This window comes from Paenibacillus sp. FSL R5-0486 (assembly GCF_037975155.1).
GTDB classification, from domain to species: domain Bacteria; phylum Bacillota; class Bacilli; order Paenibacillales; family Paenibacillaceae; genus Paenibacillus; species Paenibacillus amylolyticus.
On sequence record NZ_CP150237.1, the window covers coordinates 6,737,164 to 6,754,558 of the forward strand.

The 17,395-nt window shown below is 46.5% G+C and carries 18 protein-coding genes; 7 read left to right on the forward strand and 11 right to left on the reverse strand.

Going from position 1 to position 17,395, the window contains the following annotated elements:
* The first annotated feature begins 165 nt into the window (after window positions 1-165).
* Window positions 166-1,527: an MFS transporter gene (locus MKY01_RS29765; protein ID WP_339284601.1), complete on the forward strand. Its 1,362-nt coding sequence runs from the start codon at window positions 166-168 to the stop codon at window positions 1,525-1,527.
* 309 nt (window positions 1,528-1,836) lie between these two features.
* Here MKY01_RS29765 and MKY01_RS29770 read toward each other — a convergent pair whose 3' ends face one another.
* The 3 genes from MKY01_RS29770 to MKY01_RS29780 form a co-directional block, all read right to left on the reverse strand.
* Complete coding sequence (locus MKY01_RS29770) at window positions 1,837-2,304, reverse strand: NUDIX domain-containing protein (RefSeq protein WP_253503897.1); 468 nt, start codon at window positions 2,302-2,304, stop codon at window positions 1,837-1,839.
* A gap of 155 nt (window positions 2,305-2,459) precedes the next feature.
* Window positions 2,460-3,671, reverse strand: a complete 1,212-nt coding sequence (locus MKY01_RS29775) for a nitric oxide synthase oxygenase (protein WP_339284604.1) — start codon at window positions 3,669-3,671, stop codon at window positions 2,460-2,462.
* A gap of 127 nt (window positions 3,672-3,798) precedes the next feature.
* Window positions 3,799-4,278 carry a DNA starvation/stationary phase protection protein gene (locus tag MKY01_RS29780; RefSeq protein ID WP_339284606.1) on the reverse strand — a complete coding sequence of 160 codons (480 nt, stop codon included), beginning with the start codon at window positions 4,276-4,278 and terminating at the stop codon, window positions 3,799-3,801.
* Between the two features lie 359 nt (window positions 4,279-4,637).
* On the opposite strand from MKY01_RS29780, the gene MKY01_RS29785 reads away from it, so the two are divergent.
* The gene (locus tag MKY01_RS29785) at window positions 4,638-4,988 is read left to right on the forward strand and encodes a cupin (RefSeq protein ID WP_127548865.1); all 351 of its coding nucleotides are present in this window, start codon (window positions 4,638-4,640) and stop codon (window positions 4,986-4,988) included.
* A gap of 71 nt (window positions 4,989-5,059) precedes the next feature.
* Here the strand turns inward: MKY01_RS29785 and MKY01_RS29790 are convergent, their stop codons facing one another.
* Window positions 5,060-5,797, reverse strand: a complete 738-nt coding sequence (locus MKY01_RS29790) for an HAD family hydrolase (protein ID WP_339284608.1) — start codon at window positions 5,795-5,797, stop codon at window positions 5,060-5,062.
* 288 nt (window positions 5,798-6,085) lie between these two features.
* Here MKY01_RS29790 and MKY01_RS29795 point away from each other — a divergent pair, with 288 nt between their 5' ends.
* The 3 genes from MKY01_RS29795 to MKY01_RS29805 all read left to right on the forward strand — a co-directional run bounded on the left by MKY01_RS29795 (window position 6,086) and on the right by MKY01_RS29805 (window position 7,238).
* Complete coding sequence (locus tag MKY01_RS29795; RefSeq protein ID WP_051447285.1) at window positions 6,086-6,349, forward strand: hypothetical protein; 264 nt, start codon at window positions 6,086-6,088, stop codon at window positions 6,347-6,349.
* Window positions 6,350-6,500: 151 nt separating this feature from the next.
* Window positions 6,501-6,932, forward strand: coding sequence for an SMI1/KNR4 family protein (locus MKY01_RS29800; protein WP_036612858.1), 432 nt, complete (start codon window positions 6,501-6,503; stop codon window positions 6,930-6,932).
* A 117-nt stretch (window positions 6,933-7,049) separates the two neighbouring features.
* Window positions 7,050-7,238, forward strand: a complete 189-nt coding sequence (locus tag MKY01_RS29805; protein ID WP_036612861.1) for a hypothetical protein — start codon at window positions 7,050-7,052, stop codon at window positions 7,236-7,238.
* A gap of 82 nt (window positions 7,239-7,320) precedes the next feature.
* Here MKY01_RS29805 and MKY01_RS29810 read toward each other — a convergent pair whose 3' ends face one another.
* The 7 genes from MKY01_RS29810 to MKY01_RS29840 all read right to left on the reverse strand — a co-directional run bounded on the left by MKY01_RS29810 (window position 7,321) and on the right by MKY01_RS29840 (window position 14,838).
* On the reverse strand, window positions 7,321-9,060 hold the full coding sequence (locus MKY01_RS29810) for an adenine deaminase C-terminal domain-containing protein (RefSeq protein WP_339284610.1): 1,740 nt from the start codon (window positions 9,058-9,060) through the stop codon (window positions 7,321-7,323).
* 176 nt (window positions 9,061-9,236) lie between these two features.
* Window positions 9,237-10,295 carry an ABC transporter ATP-binding protein gene (locus MKY01_RS29815; RefSeq protein ID WP_339284612.1) on the reverse strand — a complete coding sequence of 353 codons (1,059 nt, stop codon included), beginning with the start codon at window positions 10,293-10,295 and terminating at the stop codon, window positions 9,237-9,239.
* Between the two features lie 18 nt (window positions 10,296-10,313).
* Window positions 10,314-11,105, reverse strand: a complete 792-nt coding sequence (locus tag MKY01_RS29820; protein WP_017691790.1) for an ABC transporter permease — start codon at window positions 11,103-11,105, stop codon at window positions 10,314-10,316.
* A gap of 4 nt (window positions 11,106-11,109) precedes the next feature.
* A complete protein-coding gene (locus MKY01_RS29825) occupies window positions 11,110-11,931 on the reverse strand; it encodes an ABC transporter permease (RefSeq protein ID WP_036612869.1) in 822 nt (273 codons plus the stop codon).
* Window positions 11,932-12,133: 202 nt separating this feature from the next.
* The gene (locus MKY01_RS29830; RefSeq protein WP_339284613.1) at window positions 12,134-13,072 is read right to left on the reverse strand and encodes a nucleoside hydrolase; all 939 of its coding nucleotides are present in this window, start codon (window positions 13,070-13,072) and stop codon (window positions 12,134-12,136) included.
* Between the two features lie 99 nt (window positions 13,073-13,171).
* Window positions 13,172-14,242 carry an ABC transporter substrate-binding protein gene (locus MKY01_RS29835; protein ID WP_127549099.1) on the reverse strand — a complete coding sequence of 357 codons (1,071 nt, stop codon included), beginning with the start codon at window positions 14,240-14,242 and terminating at the stop codon, window positions 13,172-13,174.
* Between the two features lie 251 nt (window positions 14,243-14,493).
* Window positions 14,494-14,838: a Na-translocating system protein MpsC family protein gene (locus tag MKY01_RS29840; RefSeq protein ID WP_017691786.1), complete on the reverse strand. Its 345-nt coding sequence runs from the start codon at window positions 14,836-14,838 to the stop codon at window positions 14,494-14,496.
* Between the two features lie 374 nt (window positions 14,839-15,212).
* Between MKY01_RS29840 and MKY01_RS29845 the strand changes: the two genes are divergently transcribed.
* Window positions 15,213-16,127 (forward strand): zinc ribbon domain-containing protein, encoded by a 915-nt coding sequence (locus tag MKY01_RS29845; RefSeq protein ID WP_127548857.1) that lies wholly within the window; start codon window positions 15,213-15,215, stop codon window positions 16,125-16,127.
* 453 nt (window positions 16,128-16,580) lie between these two features.
* A complete protein-coding gene (locus tag MKY01_RS29850; RefSeq protein WP_076253709.1) occupies window positions 16,581-17,327 on the forward strand; it encodes a DUF3105 domain-containing protein in 747 nt (248 codons plus the stop codon).
* The last annotated feature ends 68 nt before the right edge of the window (window positions 17,328-17,395 follow it).

The following is a 17,395-nucleotide window of genomic DNA, read 5'->3' on the forward strand; positions in this document are numbered from 1 at the left end:
TGATTCAGGTATATCCGCAATGGTTTTGATGTAAACGCCGCGTGTCATTTCTTCTTATTTTCAAAAATTCTGCATACATTACGGGTAATGTCGATAATACGTACCCATATGGAGTAAATGAAGGATTTTAGGATTCCATTTTATGTGTGAGAGGAGTCTTGGCTCTTGGATATTCGTCGTAACCTGCCTTTGCTGATGACCATTTGTTTCTTAAGTCAGATGGGCGGATTCATGATCCTGCCCCTATTTCCTTTGTTTATTGAGGAATTCGGCCTGTCCGGCTGGATGATGGGGGTTATTTTTGCACTCTTTTATGTGGGGAAAGTAATTGGTGGCGTTCCAGCAGCGGCAATTTATAAGAAACTAGGTGGTAAAAAGGCTCTCATCCTGATGCTGATCCTGCTGGCTGTCTGTATGGGCGGCTTCGCGCTGTCTACTGCTGCGGTGTTATTCGGCCTGCTCCGACTTCTACAGGGGCTCGCTTCCACGGGCCTTACCGTGGTCGTACGTTCCATCATCGGAGATGAGGGTAATGTAGACAACCGCGGCCTGTACAATGGATATATCAGCAGTAGTGAGGGCGGCGGCATGGTGCTCGGTCCGGTCATAAGTGGCTGGCTCGCGCTGCACTGGCCATTGTCGGTGCCTTTTTTACTCGTTACCGTATGTTGTCTGATGGCCGTGGTTGCTGCGATGGGGATGAAGACAACGGCACAAGCTAGAGCTAATCTTAAATCCGGTGATACGTTAAGTGATCATCTATTAGAAGATCCTTCGGGTGTTGTTAAGCAGGAACCTCTGGTCAACTCAGCACACCCGGTGCTCCACACGGATGACACCCCTCCTTTACCTTCAACAACATCTGATGCACTGCATACGCAAGCTGCGGATACCTCCTTAACCTCCCAATCCAACCAAGCTCCCGAATCAACAACAACTGGCCCATACACAGGGTTCACCAGGCGGCAACAGCTTGTTGGCTACGGTACGGTACATTTTCTGGAGATGAGCGCCTATGCCGTATTTCTCACCTATTTTGCACTGTATGCAGCTCACATCATGCATTGGGACCCGTTTGCCACCAGTCTCGCCTTCACCGTCTCCGGGATTTCTACGCTTGCCGCTGCTCCCTTTGTTGGTTATCTCTCTGACCGGATGGGCGATCGTCTGTTGCTTTGCATGCTCGGCATGTTCCTGATTGGAATCGAAGTTGTTGTATTTCTAAGCACGTCCTCCCATCTATGGGTCTACGTTGGCATGTTGATTGGCGGGGTTGGCGGTGCATGTTACATGGATTCGTTCTTTGCTCATATTGGTGATCATATCCCGGACGAGAGTCGAAGTTCTGTCATAGGCAAAATTGTCTCTGCTGCCGAGATCGGCTCCATCGTGTCTCCACTGGTTGCAGCGCTACTTATGGAAGTTGGCTCGCTGTACTCCGTGTTTGTGTTCAATCTGGTGCTGATTGCTGTTGCCATTGTAGTTCAGGCTGTGATGCGCAGTCGGTACAAGACAAGGCGAGTGTAAATGCAAAAGGGAGATGTCCCACAAGTCATGAATATGACGGAGGCATCCCTTTATTGGCGTATTTATTTTCTAACGAACTACACAAGTGTTATTCGCTTCAATTTCCACAGGGCGGTATTTTAACGAATCACAGAAGTACTATTTCCCCGAAATGGTGCTCCCTCATCGGTTTCAGGCAGGTTAATGCCGATATATCGCCACTGAAGTTCGTTAAATTACAATTCCACAATTAATCCGCCCTGTAAGGCGCGCTCGGTTCGTAAGCTTTACAAACTCGTGAGATAAACCGTTTCGGTGGCAACCTCTCGATTATATTTTTCCCAATAATGTTGCTATGTGTACTGCATTTTCTTGAATTTTTCTTTTTAAGTAAGGGTCGGTCCTTTCAGGCAATTCCGTTGGTTTGAAAAATTCTGCTTCAAGAACTTCAACCCCATCTGGCTTCAGTTCTCCCTCATACTCCGTGCAAATATAACCAATGACCACATTGTAGTATTCATGCCCATTTCTTAATTTCGTGTACAACTCTTTTCCTGAGAAGACGCCATACAGATGAAGTTTCTTGATCTCTATCCCAATCTCTTCTCTGACCTCTCTTATTGCTGACTCTTCCACCGATTCGCCGAGCTCCATGTTTCCACCTGGTACTCCCCACGTATCATCCAGATGTCGAACTAATAGAATCTCACCTGTCTTGTTCAAGATCAATATACTCGGTCTCACCAAAATAACAGGAGCATTGCCAACCATTCCTCGCAACATTTCAATATAACCCATGGATTGTCCCCTCCCCTATGTGAAGTCAAAGTCATGGCTTCATTATAGGGGTGTTATATATTTCCATATAGAGAAAGAATATTTTCATTTTTTTCCTATTTTAAAGCCCTTCGTTTGATAAAAAAGGATCACAAAAAATAACCCGTCTGCACAATTTAGTGTGCAAACGGGCATTTCATTGGTGCATCTCCGGCCTGCGGCTGGTGATTCTCTACCTGTGCATTCTGCTGCTCACTGCTTCGCAGTTCTGCGGCAGATGCCACGCCATCTTTCAGGGTATACGCCTGATCCTGACGGAAAAAGTTCGGCTTCACGATCTCATTGCGATAGGAGCTGTGGAAAATATGCGTTGTCGCCGGGGACACTGGCGGAATCAGCCACACCCAATCTCCGGTTAGCTCACGTCCAGCCTTTTCCTCCCGCTGTTCAAATAAATCGAACTGCGTTGCCGCCGTGTGGTGATCCACAATGCTCACACCTGCTTTTTTGAACGAATGCAGCACAGCCACATTCAGCTCAACTAACGCACGATCCTTCCACAGCGTCGTTTCACTCGACGTATTCAATCCAAACGCTTCCGCCACCGCAGGCAGCTTGTTATACCGGAACGTATCCGCCAGGTTACGGGCGCCAATCTCAGTACCCATATACCAACCATTAAACGGCGCTGCCGGGTAGGATATACCACCAATCTCCAGCCGCATATCGGCAATCATCGGTACACCGTACCAGCGCATGCCAAGCTCCGCAATCTCTTCCCGCTCCGGGTGTTCAATCATCACTTCCACAATCTCTTCTTCTGGCACAACATACCACTCTGGAGCTTGTCCCTGTGCCTGAATAATAAGCGGTAACACATCATATGAGGTACCTGCCCCCTGCCAGCCAAGTGACATCGCCGCCTTGGTCAGTTCCACCGAAGCAGGATCTCCAATAATGCCTTGCTCCGTCTCATATCCTGCATATCGAATAAGCTGATGATTCCAAAGTCGTACCGGAGCACCATTCGGCCCATCCGCTGGAAGGATAGTAATCATCGGAATTACTTTGCCTCCGTTGGATGCCACATGGATATGATTTAGCACAGCATCCGCTGCCGTTCCTGCCGTATCGGCGTGACGGGCGTCCACGATCCGAAGTTTATCCCAGAACAGCCGCCCGATACAGCGGTTGCTGTTCCGCCATGCCATTTTGCAACCCTGCTCCAACTCTTCTGTGGTATGCACATAGGTACCCGTTACTTCGATCTCGCCCATAACGGCAACAAGCCGGGCCTTTGCGTCTTCGCGCGAATGGCCCAGCTCTTCATAACATGTATATATAAACCGTTCAGCTTCTTCCTGCAATTGTTCCAGGTCTGACCGCATCGTTCATTCCACCATTCTGTACATCTTGAATGCCATCATTATACGGCAAGCACACCGGTTTTGTAAGCGAACGGACACTTTGTTCACGGACTCTACATATCGTTGTCAGGATGTAGGGTGACTTTGCTTATTTGCCCAGAAATGCGCTTAACATCCAGACCTCTTTATCCAGGGCAGCGGTGAATCCAATCAGCATATCTTCTGTTGCATTATCTTCCGCTTCTCCTGCTTCGTGAATGCCTTGACGAATCACTTCCACCATTGTGCGCAGATCAGCAACTACCGACTCTACCATACGCTCAGCAGACAACTGTCCTTGTGCCTCTTCAATTGGAGACAGACGCAGCTGTTCAGCCATTGTAGCCACCGGACGTCCACCAATAGCAAGCAAACGTTCTGCAACTTCGTCCATATTTGCCGTAGCCAAGTTGTACAGTTCTTCGAATTTGGCATGCAGTGTGAAGAAATGAGGTCCTTGAACATACCAGTGGAAGTTATGCAGTTTCGTGTACAACACGGACCAACCTGCGATCTGACGGTTCAGGACCTCTTGAAGTGCTGTGGCGTTGTTAGTAAAAGTGTTGTTTCTAGTTTGGATTGTGCTCATGGAATTTATCCCCTCTCGAATATAAAAATAGAATTTGAATTTTATAATGGATTGCTTTGATTCGCTTCTTTTTAATTTAGACTTAATCTAAATCTTGTTTTAATTATAACACCGCATATCCTGTTTGGGAAGGCTCTGAACTACTCTTTCAAATGAAGATTTCATGAAGCACAGCTTCATAGAAACATTGGCGCAGGCTAATAAAAAAGATGATTTTAAGCAAACTCTCCCCAACCTATTGGAGTTATGATAGACTCATCTGATCGGATTATCCATAAATTAGTGAAATAGGATGATACCCATCATAAAGATAGTTACCATTATAGGAAGTTAACTTAGTCACTATTGCGGAGGTAAACATGAGGATATTTCAATTTAAACAAGAGTCAGGGAAGAAGATTACCAAATTCGATTCTAATTTCGTAATGTCACGTATAACGCAGACCAACAAAGCAGCTCATATCGGATGTATGCATTTAGCTGAGGGTGGGGTCATAGGTTATCACCAAGCTGTAGTTCCTCAACTCCTTTTAATCGTAAGTGGAGAGGGTTGGGTTAGAGGGGAAGCAAATGAATACATCAAAGTTCGTTGTGGCGAAGCGGTTCTCTGGGATAAACATGAATGGCACGAAACCAAAACAGAAGCTGGACTCATGGCAATTGTAATTGAAAGCGAAGAGTTAGACACCTCATTAATGATGCCTTTATAGAAGGTATATTATAAAAAAGCAGACCTGTACCTAAGACGGTAACAAGACTGCTCCTCTAAACATAAATCTACTTAAGCTTGAACAAACTCAAAAGTCAGAATACGACTGATCTCTTCATAGCTTGATGCTACAAAATGAGGTTGATGATCAGATTCCGGCAGCGCCTCCCGATGGTTGAACCAGATGACTTTCCAGCCTGCATCCACTGCACCTACCACATCATTACGCCACGAGTCTCCGATGTAATAGCTGGAACGGGCATCACTCCCTGTCTGCTTACTCACATATTCGAACAACCTGCGATCCGGCTTCGCATAACCAGTCGTTCCGGAGATGAAGACCAGATGCTCGTCCACGAGACTGAGCACATCCAGTGCTTCAAGCTTGCGCCGCTGATGTGCTCCTTCTCCGTTTGTGATTAGACCAACGGTATGGCCTTCTGCCTGAAGCCTTCTGATCAGCTCATACGCTCCTTCAAAAGGTACAATCTCAAACTGTCTGCTCAGATACTGTGCTTGTAGTTCTTCAGCCTGTCCCGATTTTAGGGGGAGTCCCAACTCTTCCATCGTCAACTCAAACCTCCGACGGCGCATTCGCTCTACTGCATCCGCTTCTGGTACAGCGGACAGATCTTCTTGTGCAGACAGCCAGTCACTATAATAACGAAAACGATGATAGGCCTCAGCATAAGGGAACTCATCGGGCAGGCCGAGAACGTCCTGCAACGCGCCACGAAGTGGCTGCAAGTGATCATATAACGTATCATCTACGTCGAAAAATATGGTTTTAGCATTATTTATTTCACTCATAATGGTTGTCTATCCTCCTGCTTTTGCGTCCAAACACTCTTTTCTTACTACTATATATGTATTCCTATGCCTCGTCCAAAAGGGATTTGTTGCGTGATCATCTCTACTCCAGAACAGTACCCATAATAACGCTTAGACCAGAATTGATCGGACGGCTTTATATGTTAAAATAAGGATGATTAAATCTGAGGTGATGACGATGTTCAACCCAAAATTCTTCTTCTATTAGTTGTGCTCAAGGCACTGGCTACTCAAGCCAAAATCTAGCCCGGTACAACGGGGATGAAGATGTTCACACAGGAAGAGATTCAATCATGGGAAAATGAAACAGCTTTTGCACAGAGACACAACAAGAAGTTCATTGATCCAAGAAAAGAAAAGCTGAAAGATCACCGTAAAGGAATCAAGAGCACGCATTACAACAAAGAAAGTAAACCCGATCGTAAACATGATTATCGTCTGTATAGAACCAAAATGAAGCGTCTCATGCACCACGAGCAATACGATCTTCTGCACAACTATAAACGAACGAGCGGTTGGCTAACTTGGTAAACTGGAGTTAGAAGAGTAGTCCTTACATAACATTACTGCGCTACATCAAAATCAGTAGCCTTTTAAGTTAAGAAGGACTTCTTTTTTCAATCAATTACATACCGTTTCATTCGTTACTGACAGTTAGAATATATCGAGGAGGCCTTTATTCATGTGGAAAGAGCATCTTCATAGCATTTCGAAGGAGTATACGTTCAGTCCCCCTGCATCTGGTGATGACATTGCAAAGGTGGAAGACTCCTTACAGGTTACGCTCCCTCGTGAATTAAAAGAAATATTGCTCGAAACCAATGGAGTCAGAGCTATTTACGATTTGGGACTTATCTGGTCAGAAGATCGAATTAAGAATGAAAACAGACATTATCGGGATGACCACTCCCAAGATTACTACATGCCCTTTGATCACCTGCTCTTCTTCGGGGAAAGTGGGATTGGGGATTTATTTGCTTTTCCTGTGACAGGGGATGGAACGTGTAGAGATGACGTGTTTGTGTGGAATCATGAAAATGACAGCCGAAAATGGGTCGCACCTTCAGTGTCCAAATATTTGGAGTGGACTTTAGAAGGCAAAATAAAAATTTAGGTTACACGGACTAACGGACCCTAATCTACGATGGATAATTAGATAATTTTGTATTTCCATTTAATGAATATTATATTAATGAACACATTACAAATGAATAAAAGGTGGAATGAACTTATGAGTATATCAGAAAAGAAATGTCATGATTGCGGAGGAACATCTTTCGTAGAAGCATCGGATTACATCAACCTTCGTCCATTGGATAAGAAAATGACTCTCGGTGTGGAAAAAATGTACACGGTTTGTCTGGATTGCGGCGAAGTTGTCTCCATTAAAGTGAAGAACCCAGAGAAGTTGCTAAAATAATAATTCCAACAAGCACAGACAAAAACACCCTAGCTCACAATTGTGAAATAGGGTGTTTTTTCACGACATATGTGTCTTCAGTCTATACAATCAACGATACAACCTTACCTGCATTCACATCAATCAGGCCATAGTCCGTAATCTTCAGCGCGGGACTTACCGCAAGGGAGTGCGTGCTAATCGACATGATCGGATTGTAATGCACGTACCCAAGAGACAACATCGCTGCTCTCAGTTCCTTCACTTGATGGGATACCACTGCAAGTGGTTCCTCCGTCAAAATGCCACCTACGGGAAGTTCCAGATGGGACAACACCTTGCCGTCTTCCACCACACAGAACCCACCCTGGCTCGAAATCACTGTGTTAGCTGCCAATATCATATCTTCACGATTACGTCCTACAACCAGCAGGTTGTGATTGTCGTGTGAATATGTCGTTGCAATAGCACCACGTTTGATAGTGTCTCCACCGATCAGACCATGTGCACGATTGCCGTTCACACCATAACGTTCAAAGGTCGCGATCTGCGCATATCCGCTTTCTTCCCAGCGTAATTCACCATCCGAGGACTGAACCGGTGCAATATGCTCTTCCACAAAGGTAGAACCATCCTTCACCATCATGACACGGCACTGGTGCTCACCTTCACCAGCGAGATCAATACCTGATCCATTGACTTTCGGGTCTGACAACTGAATTGCAAAATCTGTTACGCCCAGCTTCTCCAACTGTACACTCTTATAGAAGTGAGGTGGGAACTGCCCGGTTATGCGTTCCTGCTTATACGGTTCGTAATCGTCATAAGCTTTGCGGCCGTTTTTGTACACCTGATCAATAGCGAGCTCCTCCAGGTTAGATAACAACACATAATCGGCTACTTTGCCTGGGGCAACGCTGCCACGATCGGTCATTTTCATCCGGGAAGCAGGGGTTGATGTTGCTGCATAAATCGCGTCTTCCGGACGCATCCCCATTTGAATTGCCTTGCGTACGATATGATCCAGATGACCACGCTCCACCAGTGAATCCGGCATTACATCATCTGTTACGAAGCAGAAATGCTGCGCCACATCATGTTGAATCAGGTACTCCATGACTTCCGGGGTCATTGATTTCTCTTGAATTTCAATAAACATACCTGCCGCAATCCGCGCCTGTAATCCCTCAATGCTCTGATGAGTATGATCGGAATCGATACCTGCGTAGATCAGTCGATGCAGATCAAGTCCAAGCAGTTTCGGTGTGTGACCTTCGATCACCAGATCGGGATAGTTTTTGCGAATATGCTGTAAAATCTGGTTTGTCTTGCACTCCGGATCACGAATGACATCGACATAGTTCATGATCTCGCCCAGACAGATGATCTCGCCAGTGGCTAGCAACACGTCCATATCTTCAATCTCGATCGAACCGCCAGTTGTCTCCATCGGGGTTGCCGGAACGGAACTTGGGATCGCATAGAACATATCCACGGTGGTGTCCCGACTCACAGCCATCATCTCCTGCACACCTTCCAGCCCGAACACATTTGCCATCTCATGCGGTTCTGCGACAATCGATGTTACCCCGCAGCCAATCAGACCATGAGAAAAGGTTTCCGGTGTCACCATCGTACTTTCGATATGCAGATGGATATCAATCAAGCCAGGAATCATGTATCTTCCCCGCGCATCAATGACTTCGTCTGCCTGAATCAACTCAGGTCCACCGGGTCCAACATACAGGAATCTGCCGCCCAACACAGCAACGTTGTTCATTTCAAACCGTTTATAATAACTGTTATACACATGTACATTTACAATTAGTTGATCTGCACGCATGGGGCATAATCTCCTTCTTCACAAGCATTTCACCATGTTGCGAACCGGACAATGAACCTGCACTTTAATCTGCTGTACTGCACATGACTGCGCACCGCTGCCATCGTCCGGGAATCATCGCATGAAATGCCTTCTTTGTTGCTCTTATTTCTTAATACTGTTCCTTACATTCACGACTACTCCACCAGTACAAGCTTGTCCTGTGGGAAGATCAGGCTAACACGTTGCCCGCTAAGGTATGGTGTTTCCATCTCTTGATTTGCTGTAAAGTCACCGAGTTCCGTCTCGATCACATACTGATAACTACGTCCCAGATAGGTGCTAACTTTGATAATGCCCGGCAAGGCGTTCATCACATTCGCAGAGGTATCTCCACTAACGATCAGATCATCCGGACGAATTGCGCCTTTACGAGCACCGGGACGTGCTGTTCCGGGATGCGCAGTTGCTGTAAATGTGCGTCCACCTGCGCTCAGTGTGATTAATTCACCTGCATCACTGCGCTCCGCGAATTCAATGAAATTATGGAACCCGATGAATCGTGCTACAAACTCCGTTGCCGGATATTTGAAAATGGTTTCCGGGCGGTCGAGCTGCTCAACCACGCCTTTGTTCATAATCGCTACCTGATCCGAGATCGAGAAACACTCTTCCTGGTCATGAGAGACATACAGCGTTGTGATGCCCAGCTCTTGCTGAATGCGGCGAATCTCCACCCGCATGTTGAGGCGCAGGTTGGCATCCAGGTTACTGAGCGGTTCGTCGAACAAGAGCAGGTCAGGTTCAATGACCAACGCACGAGCAATGGCTACACGCTGACGCTGTCCACCGGACAGTTCTTGTGGAAAACGTTTCTCAAATCCATTCAGGTTAACGACTTCCAGGATTCGCATCACACGGGAAGAGATATCCTTGTCTTTCACCTTGCGCATCCGCAGGCCAAAGGCCACGTTGTCATAGACAGATAGATGCGGGAATAACGCATAACTCTGAAATACAAATCCGAAGTTCCGCTTGTTCGCCGGAACCTTCGTATAATCCTTGCCGCCGAACATAAACTTGCCCTGTGATGCTTCCAGAAATCCGGCGATGAGGCGCAGCGTAGTTGTTTTGCCGCAACCGCTCGGTCCGAGCAGGGAGAGCAGTTTACCTTTTTCCAGCTCCAACTGAAAATCCTTCAGGATTGTCTGCTTATCGTATGCCACGGATACGTGGTCTAATGTCAGCAATGCCATAGCGTTCTGCGCCTCCAATTAACGTTTAGTAAAGTATGAAAATCCGCCCATGATCCGTTCGATCACGAACATTAAGAGTCCGGTCAGTACCATCAACAGCACGGAAATCGCTGCAATCGTTGGGTCAAAATAATTCTCCACATACGTCAGCATCTGGATCGGTAATGTGCTTACCCCTGGTCCGGTCATGAACACCGAGATGTCCACGTTGTTGAAGGACTCCAGGAAAGCAATCAGCACGGCAGCGATAATTCCTGAGCGGATGTTGGGAAGCACGATCGTGAAGAACGTTCTTACCCGTCCCGCACCAAGACTCAGCGCAGCTTCTTCCACTGCAAAGTCAAAGCTCGACAGACTCGACGCGATAACCCGAATGATGAATGGAAGCATGATAATCGTATGACCGATCAACAGTCCGAGATACATCGGCAGATGGTAGATTACGATCAGGTATTTCATCAATGTAAAACCAAGCACGATTCCCGGGATCAGTACCGGGGACAGGAACAGTGCGTTCAGCACGGACTTGCCTTTGAAATCGTAACGACTAAGTGCATACGCAGCCGGAACTCCGAGCACCAGTGCCAACAAGTTTCCCAGTAAGGAAATGATGATGGACGTCTGGAATGTGCGGAGGAAACCGCCTGTGTTGAAAATATTCTCATACCAGCGGAAGGAGAACCCTTCCGGCGGAAATTTGAGTACCGTTCCCGGTTCAAACGAAGTGACCGATATGATCAGAAGCGGGCCCAGCAGAAAGATAAAGACCAGCAGACTGAACAGGCCCAGCCCGATATGTTTCTCCCGCATATGTCTACCCCTTCGGATTTAAAGTTTTAGCCATTTTGTTCATGACACCAACCACGACAAATGTAATTACAATCATAATCGCGGCAACAACCGAGGCCAGATACCAGTCGTTGAGGGTCATGGCGTTCTGATACAGGAACGTAGCAATCACGCGTTGCTTGCCTCCAAGGAGGGCAGGTGTGGTATACGCCGTCAGGCTTCCGACAAAAACAAGCACAGCTCCGATCACAAGTCCTGGCACAGCCAGTGGGAACACGACCCGGCGGAATGCCGTAATGCGCGATGCACCCAGACTTTGTGCTGCTTTGAGCAGGTCACCGTCAATGTTCTCCAGCACGCCCACCAGAGAGATAATCATCAATGGCAGGAACAGGTGTGTCAGGCCGATCATCATCGCTGCTGGTGTATACAGAATATCCAGCGGTTTGTCCACGATACCCAGACCAACAAGGGTGTTATTGATCAACCCTTTGCGTCCAAGAATGATCATCCAGCTAAACGAGCGCACGACCGGGCTCGTCAGCAGTGGGAAGATCGCCAGTGCCAGCAAAATGCCTTTGCGACGCGGCGCTTTCTGCGAAATATAATAAGCTGTCGGGAATCCGAGCACCACACAGACGATGGTGGTGACCACGCTGACTTGCAGCGTCGTAAGCAATATTTTCAAAAAGTATGGGTCTCTGAAAAAATGCATGTATCCTTCAAACGTGAAGGAGTTTTCTTGGAAAAACGTCGACCCGATCGTCAGGACAATCGGAATGATCATAAATGCCGCCAAAAACACGAATCCCGGCAGCAATAGCCAGTAGATTACTGATTTCTTCATCGCGATACTCCTGACTTGTAATTTAATTCGAGATTGATACTTGAGTACTCCGACTGCAGTACCGTCCTTCGATCCCTGTTATCCCCCGATTTTTTGATTCATTCTCATAGGTGAAATTCGGGGAATAAAGGGGAACGCTTCGCTTCTCCAGATCGGTTCTGCACTCTCCGCAATCGTATAAATATCTTATTGGGCAGAGCAACTACGCGTTTAATGCGTTGATAAACAGTTCAAGGAATGCTTTCGCGTCTACAGTTTCGCAGACGAGCGTATTGGGCTGCTCGCCCAAACGGTTTTGGAAGTCACATACCATCTGGCCATCGCACAGGCGGCTGGCGGTTTCGACATCGACATAATACGATTTACGTCCTACCAGTTCCGGGGCAAGGGCTACGCCCACGGCTAGTGGATCATGTAAAGCGCAAGCGCGGACGCCGTTCATTTGTTCGTAACGGTTGATGTAAATCTCCGTGCTTTGAGCAACGTATGCGCGCAGTGCAGGATCAGTGAGACGCTCAATCGTTGCTTCATTCAGCAATGTTTGACGCGTCACATCCAATCCGACTTGGGTAAGCTTCTCGATGCCTGCGTGCAGTACGATGCGTGCGGCCTCTGGATCAGCGTAGGTGTTGTACTCGGCGGTTGGTGTGATGTTGCCATGTCCACTAACTACGCCACCCATGAAGATGACTTCCTTCAATAAAGAAGGCAATTCAGGACACTTCATCAGCGCGAGTGCCAAGTTCGTTAAGGGTGCGGTCATGATTAATGTCAGTTCGCCCGGATATTGCTTGGCTTGTTCCACGATAAAGTCTGGCGCAAAACCTTCCTCGGCTTTCTTAGACACGGCCGGATCAGGCAGCGCACCGCCCAATCCGTCCTGTCCATGTACCCGGTGTTCATAATGAGACTTGCGAGTGAGTGGTCCAGCTGCTCCGGCAATGACCGGGATCGTTGGTGCACCCGCGAGTTCAAGAATTTTGCACGTATTCTCTGTTGCCTGCTGGAGTGATACGTTCCCACAGACTGTGGTGATGCCGAGAATGTCCAACTTCCGACTTTTGACGGCCAGCAAAATCGCCAGTGCATCGTCAATCCCCGTGTCCACGTCCAGAATGATGCGATTTTGCGCTTCACTCATCCGTTCTCAACTCCTATGCGGTGATATGGTTGCTTGCTGCAAATGATATAAGTTAAACATGTTGACCAAAGATAACTTTTAAGTCAGTCGGTTACTTGTTTATTGTGCAATCTCACGGTTCCAGCGATCTGTCCAGCCTTTAACCTGTTGATTCACGAATTCCATATCCAGCTTGTTCAGCTTCTCAACAACTTCAGCGCCGTATGTTACGCCTTCTGCTTCTTCAGCAGTCAGTTCAACCTTTGTGTTAACCGGGGAATCGACTTTGGCTTTGGCAGATTTCGCTTGTACATCCTGGCTCAGCTGCCAGTTGATGAACTCTTCAGCGAGCTCTTTGTTTTTGCTGCCCTTCACGACATTGATTGTGTTCATCACGGCATATGCACCTTCGCTAGGTGTAACAAACTTTGCATTAGGCACCGCTGCTTTCAGATCTTTGAAATACATTTCCATGATCGGTCCGCCCGCAATTTCTTCTTGGGAGAACATGTTCACGAATTCGGATGTTTGACTGTAGAATTTCACCACATTGCCGCTCAGTTTTTTCAGTTCAGCAAATGCCGCATCTTCATTAAACGTATCGTTTCCAGCTACACGGGAAGCTGCATCCACAACCATTGGGCCTGCTGTTGCCGTAATATTCGGGATGGTCAGGTTACCTTCGAACGCTGGGTCCCACAGGTCACTCCATGAAGTCACTTCTTTGGATACAAGATCCGGGTTATAAGCGATACCGAGCTGTCCAACCGTGTAGGCCGGGCCATAATCTTCACCAAGTGGTGCTTTGGCAATATCATAAATGTCATTTACATTTGGAATTTTGGAGCGGTCAATTTTCTCAAACAGACCTTCATCGATACCTTGTTGTGCATAGTAATCAGACAGGTAGATAACATCGACATTTGATGTTCCTTGACGAATTTTATTCAGACGTTCAGCATTATTGCCTACTTCGAGCACGATGTCTACATTATGTTCTTTTTCGAATGGACCAAATACTTCTTCATTGAAGAAATCTTCGGAGAAGCCCCAAGTGGAGATAACCAATTTGTTCGCTGCGGTTCCCCCACTGCCTGATCCGCCTGTTGCATCATCCGTGCTGCTGCCACAACCTGCAAGTAATAATGATGTCATTGCCACTGCTGCCAAACCGCTAATCCACTTTTTCATCATGATCCTGATTCCCCCTGATATATGTGATGTGTATGAAAAAACAAAAAGAAAAGTGCTCTTGTATAAACAAGAACACTTTTCTTCGTAAACAAAGGAAAGCGACACCCGCTGCCGGTACATCATCGGTTTCTGCTTCAGAATCAATCCAAAGACAGACGCCATCATATGAAATTTGTACGGAACCTAATCCTGAATCCGGGCCATGACCTCTGCATACATCAACAAGAATCAATCCTGCCGATCCACCCTTAGGCCTGTTCCAGAATCACATTTGTGATTGCCCACTGAGTGGACGCATCATAATCCCGCAATATAGCTTCAATTGGCAAACCCATGTGTTGCTCGAGCTTCTCCCGGAATTTCTTCTTATATAAGACAGACATGCGGAAGTCCACTTCCAGCTTCAAGCCGGGGGCCTCCCCTTCCAGGGCGTCAGAGCGCGGTGAACGTCGGTGCTTCGCGTAGAAGGTCACAATATTCTGGTCAATGGTCACTCTCAGGAGAGTGGTGCCAAATCCGAACAGTTCCTTCGAGATTTCGTTATAATACTGGCACATCTTCTTCTTGCTCTCATTGCTGTCCAGTAGTTCCATGAACTCACCCACATCTCTTACTACCGTACATTCGACGTGTTAACACGATTGATTATACATAAATATACGATCATAGGCAACCCAAAAGATATAGTTAACATGAGAATAACACATAAAAGCGAACGATGAGACATTAACAGCCAAAAACAATTCGTCTTAAACCACAGTGAATTTACATTAATATACCTGCATGTCATTCCTATACTATTGTTGCTTCTATACTCCGTTTTCATACACACGATTCGAGGCTTTGTTTCAACTTTCCCTAAATGGGTACTAATTCCTGCGAAACATAGACAAACTTCGTCATTAACCGTTAAAATGAGACACAATGTTGACATGTTTTTATTTTCTAGAAATTGGAGGCTTATACCATGAAATGTCCAGTATGTAATCACGAAAATGGAGATGCCCATTTTTGCGAGAGGTGCGGCTCTAATCTAACGCAAACAACCTCATCACCAACTCCTGTACCGAACTCGGAATCTGCTGCTTCCGAACCCGAATATACCCGTTGGTCCAGCACGCAGGCTACCTCTTCCCAGGCATCCGTTCCATCCAACACACCATCCGTCTCCATTCACAAGGAACAGGCGAGAGAATCAACAGGTACCAATGACCATGCTTCTGCAGGAGACAATAGCTCCAATCAGTGGAATAATATTGTGCAGAATGAGAAAGTTCAGCAAGCCAAAGAAGTAAGCAAACAGTATCTATCCTATTTCCTCAGTGTATTGGCCCGTCCTTATCAGACGATGAAAACCGTTGGCGACCAGCATTCCCTAAACGGATGGCTAACGATGGCGCTAATTGCAGTTCTATCTTCTACATACTTCTTAATTACCTTTAGTCGCATAGGCATGGACGGCTTGTTCATTGGTGGATTTTTAAGACCGTTGTTGTTCACCGTCATTATCCTGATTGCCTCTATTGCACTGATGTACGCTATTCTGAAGATTGAAAAAATAACCTTCCGTCCCAAAACACTGGTTGCCCAGTTTGGTACATTGCTTGTTCCTGCTGTCGTATCCCTTGTTCTGGCGAATCTGTTTATTATCATCTCGTATTCCATCGCGATCTCATTGCTTGCTGTCTCGTATATTATTATCTTTGTTGCGCTAAACGCGGTGCTGTTCCAATATCCACTGAATCGTACCAAAGCAGCCATCGACAGCATGTACAGCGTGCTGATCGCCAATGTGGTAGTGTTCTTTATTCTGTATCGATTGTTGGGTGAGATTATCATTGGGCTGATCCGCTTGATGCTTTCGCCGTTTGGACGTCTGTAAACTATATCAGTTGGAATAAAGCTGTTTACACTCGTTACTTCGATGACAGAACAACCTTCCGATCGCTGTTATCTCCAGATTTTTTTATTCACTTTTACAAAGGTGAAAATCTGGAGATAAAGGCGAACGCTTCCGCTTCTTCAGGTTCTTTCTGTCCTCTACGTTTCGTGTAAAGTTATTTCAATAAATATAAATCTTACTGACTCTTTGGATTTATATTAAGGCCTTCCTTGCTCATGCCGGGAAGGCCTTTTTTTGGTTTTCCAAGGCATCATTGCGCTAGGCATGTTTCATACACTATAATGTGTAGTGCAAGAGGTATGTTCTTATTTACGTAACAAACACAAAACTAGCAACTCCCGTTACGTAATGAGTGGATTCACCATTGCCACAAACACTACATTGTGTAGTGTATTAATCACTCATTTTACAAAGAAAGCAGGGGAACTCTCTATGGACATGACTCATATGAATCATATGCAAATGGAGCACGAGGCAGGTACATCCTACCTGTGGCTCATCGTAGGTGTAATTGTATTGCTGTTCTCCATCGCCACCTATATCTGGGCATCACGCACACAGGGAAAAATCCTGGGCCACATGAAAAAGAAAGAGCGGGCGGACATCCAGAAAAAAAGTCGATCCCTTCGGCTGGCTGCACATGTAATGATGGCAGTGTCGATTATTACGTTTGGTCTGTTCTTCATGCAAGGGGCAGGTAAAACATATAATGTAGCCGATCTGAAGTCCAACGCGACAATCGACGTGACGGACGATAAATATTACGGGGCAGACCATACGGAGGACCCCATTCAGTATGAGATGACAATTCCAACATCGGGACCGCATAATCCGCATGATATCAAGTTTGGATTTTACACCGACTTCCCGGGCTATAATTATCTGGTACACAATCTGGAGCACGGGGACATCATCATCTATTATCGTGAGAACGCCAGCGAGGATTTGAAGGAACATCTGAAATACCTAGCCAAATTCCGCGAAGCCGGAGCAGGTATTCTGGCTGTACCCAACAAGGATATTCCCGAAGGCAGTGAAGTCGTGGTGACCGCATGGACCAAAACGATGAAGCTCGACCAATTCGACGATGCCAAAGTAGGTACTTTTATCAATAAATATATTAATCAGGGACCTGAAAAGATTCCTGCCTCTGTTCGCCAGGGCGGCGGAACGATGTAATGACGTAATCACCCAGTCATGTGAAGCCCCTCTATGTAGTGACAATGAGGTGTGTTCCAATGATGAGC

What these genes read in the sequence shown, in the direction of transcription:
- MKY01_RS29770 (WP_253503897.1), bottom strand. Translation starts at nt 2,304, where the DNA reads ATGGGTTATATTGAAATGTTGCGAGGAATGGTTGGCAATGCTCCTGTT.
- MKY01_RS29775 (WP_339284604.1), bottom strand. Translation starts at nt 3,671, where the DNA reads ATGCGGTCAGACCTGGAACAATTGCAGGAAGAAGCTGAACGGTTTATA.
- MKY01_RS29780 (WP_339284606.1), bottom strand. Translation starts at nt 4,278, where the DNA reads ATGAGCACAATCCAAACTAGAAACAACACTTTTACTAACAACGCCACA.
- MKY01_RS29785 (WP_127548865.1), top strand. Translation starts at nt 4,638, where the DNA reads ATGAGGATATTTCAATTTAAACAAGAGTCAGGGAAGAAGATTACCAAA.
- MKY01_RS29790 (WP_339284608.1), bottom strand. Translation starts at nt 5,797, where the DNA reads ATGAGTGAAATAAATAATGCTAAAACCATATTTTTCGACGTAGATGAT.
- MKY01_RS29795 (WP_051447285.1), top strand. Translation starts at nt 6,086, where the DNA reads ATGTTCACACAGGAAGAGATTCAATCATGGGAAAATGAAACAGCTTTT.
- MKY01_RS29800 (WP_036612858.1), top strand. Translation starts at nt 6,501, where the DNA reads ATGTGGAAAGAGCATCTTCATAGCATTTCGAAGGAGTATACGTTCAGT.
- MKY01_RS29805 (WP_036612861.1), top strand. Translation starts at nt 7,050, where the DNA reads ATGAGTATATCAGAAAAGAAATGTCATGATTGCGGAGGAACATCTTTC.
- MKY01_RS29810 (WP_339284610.1), bottom strand. Translation starts at nt 9,060, where the DNA reads ATGCGTGCAGATCAACTAATTGTAAATGTACATGTGTATAACAGTTAT.
- MKY01_RS29815 (WP_339284612.1), bottom strand. Translation starts at nt 10,295, where the DNA reads ATGGCATTGCTGACATTAGACCACGTATCCGTGGCATACGATAAGCAG.
- MKY01_RS29820 (WP_017691790.1), bottom strand. Translation starts at nt 11,105, where the DNA reads ATGCGGGAGAAACATATCGGGCTGGGCCTGTTCAGTCTGCTGGTCTTT.
- MKY01_RS29825 (WP_036612869.1), bottom strand. Translation starts at nt 11,931, where the DNA reads ATGAAGAAATCAGTAATCTACTGGCTATTGCTGCCGGGATTCGTGTTT.
- MKY01_RS29830 (WP_339284613.1), bottom strand. Translation starts at nt 13,072, where the DNA reads ATGAGTGAAGCGCAAAATCGCATCATTCTGGACGTGGACACGGGGATT.
- MKY01_RS29835 (WP_127549099.1), bottom strand. Translation starts at nt 14,242, where the DNA reads ATGAAAAAGTGGATTAGCGGTTTGGCAGCAGTGGCAATGACATCATTA.
- MKY01_RS29840 (WP_017691786.1), bottom strand. Translation starts at nt 14,838, where the DNA reads ATGGAACTACTGGACAGCAATGAGAGCAAGAAGAAGATGTGCCAGTAT.
- MKY01_RS29845 (WP_127548857.1), top strand. Translation starts at nt 15,213, where the DNA reads ATGAAATGTCCAGTATGTAATCACGAAAATGGAGATGCCCATTTTTGC.
- MKY01_RS29850 (WP_076253709.1), top strand. Translation starts at nt 16,581, where the DNA reads ATGGACATGACTCATATGAATCATATGCAAATGGAGCACGAGGCAGGT.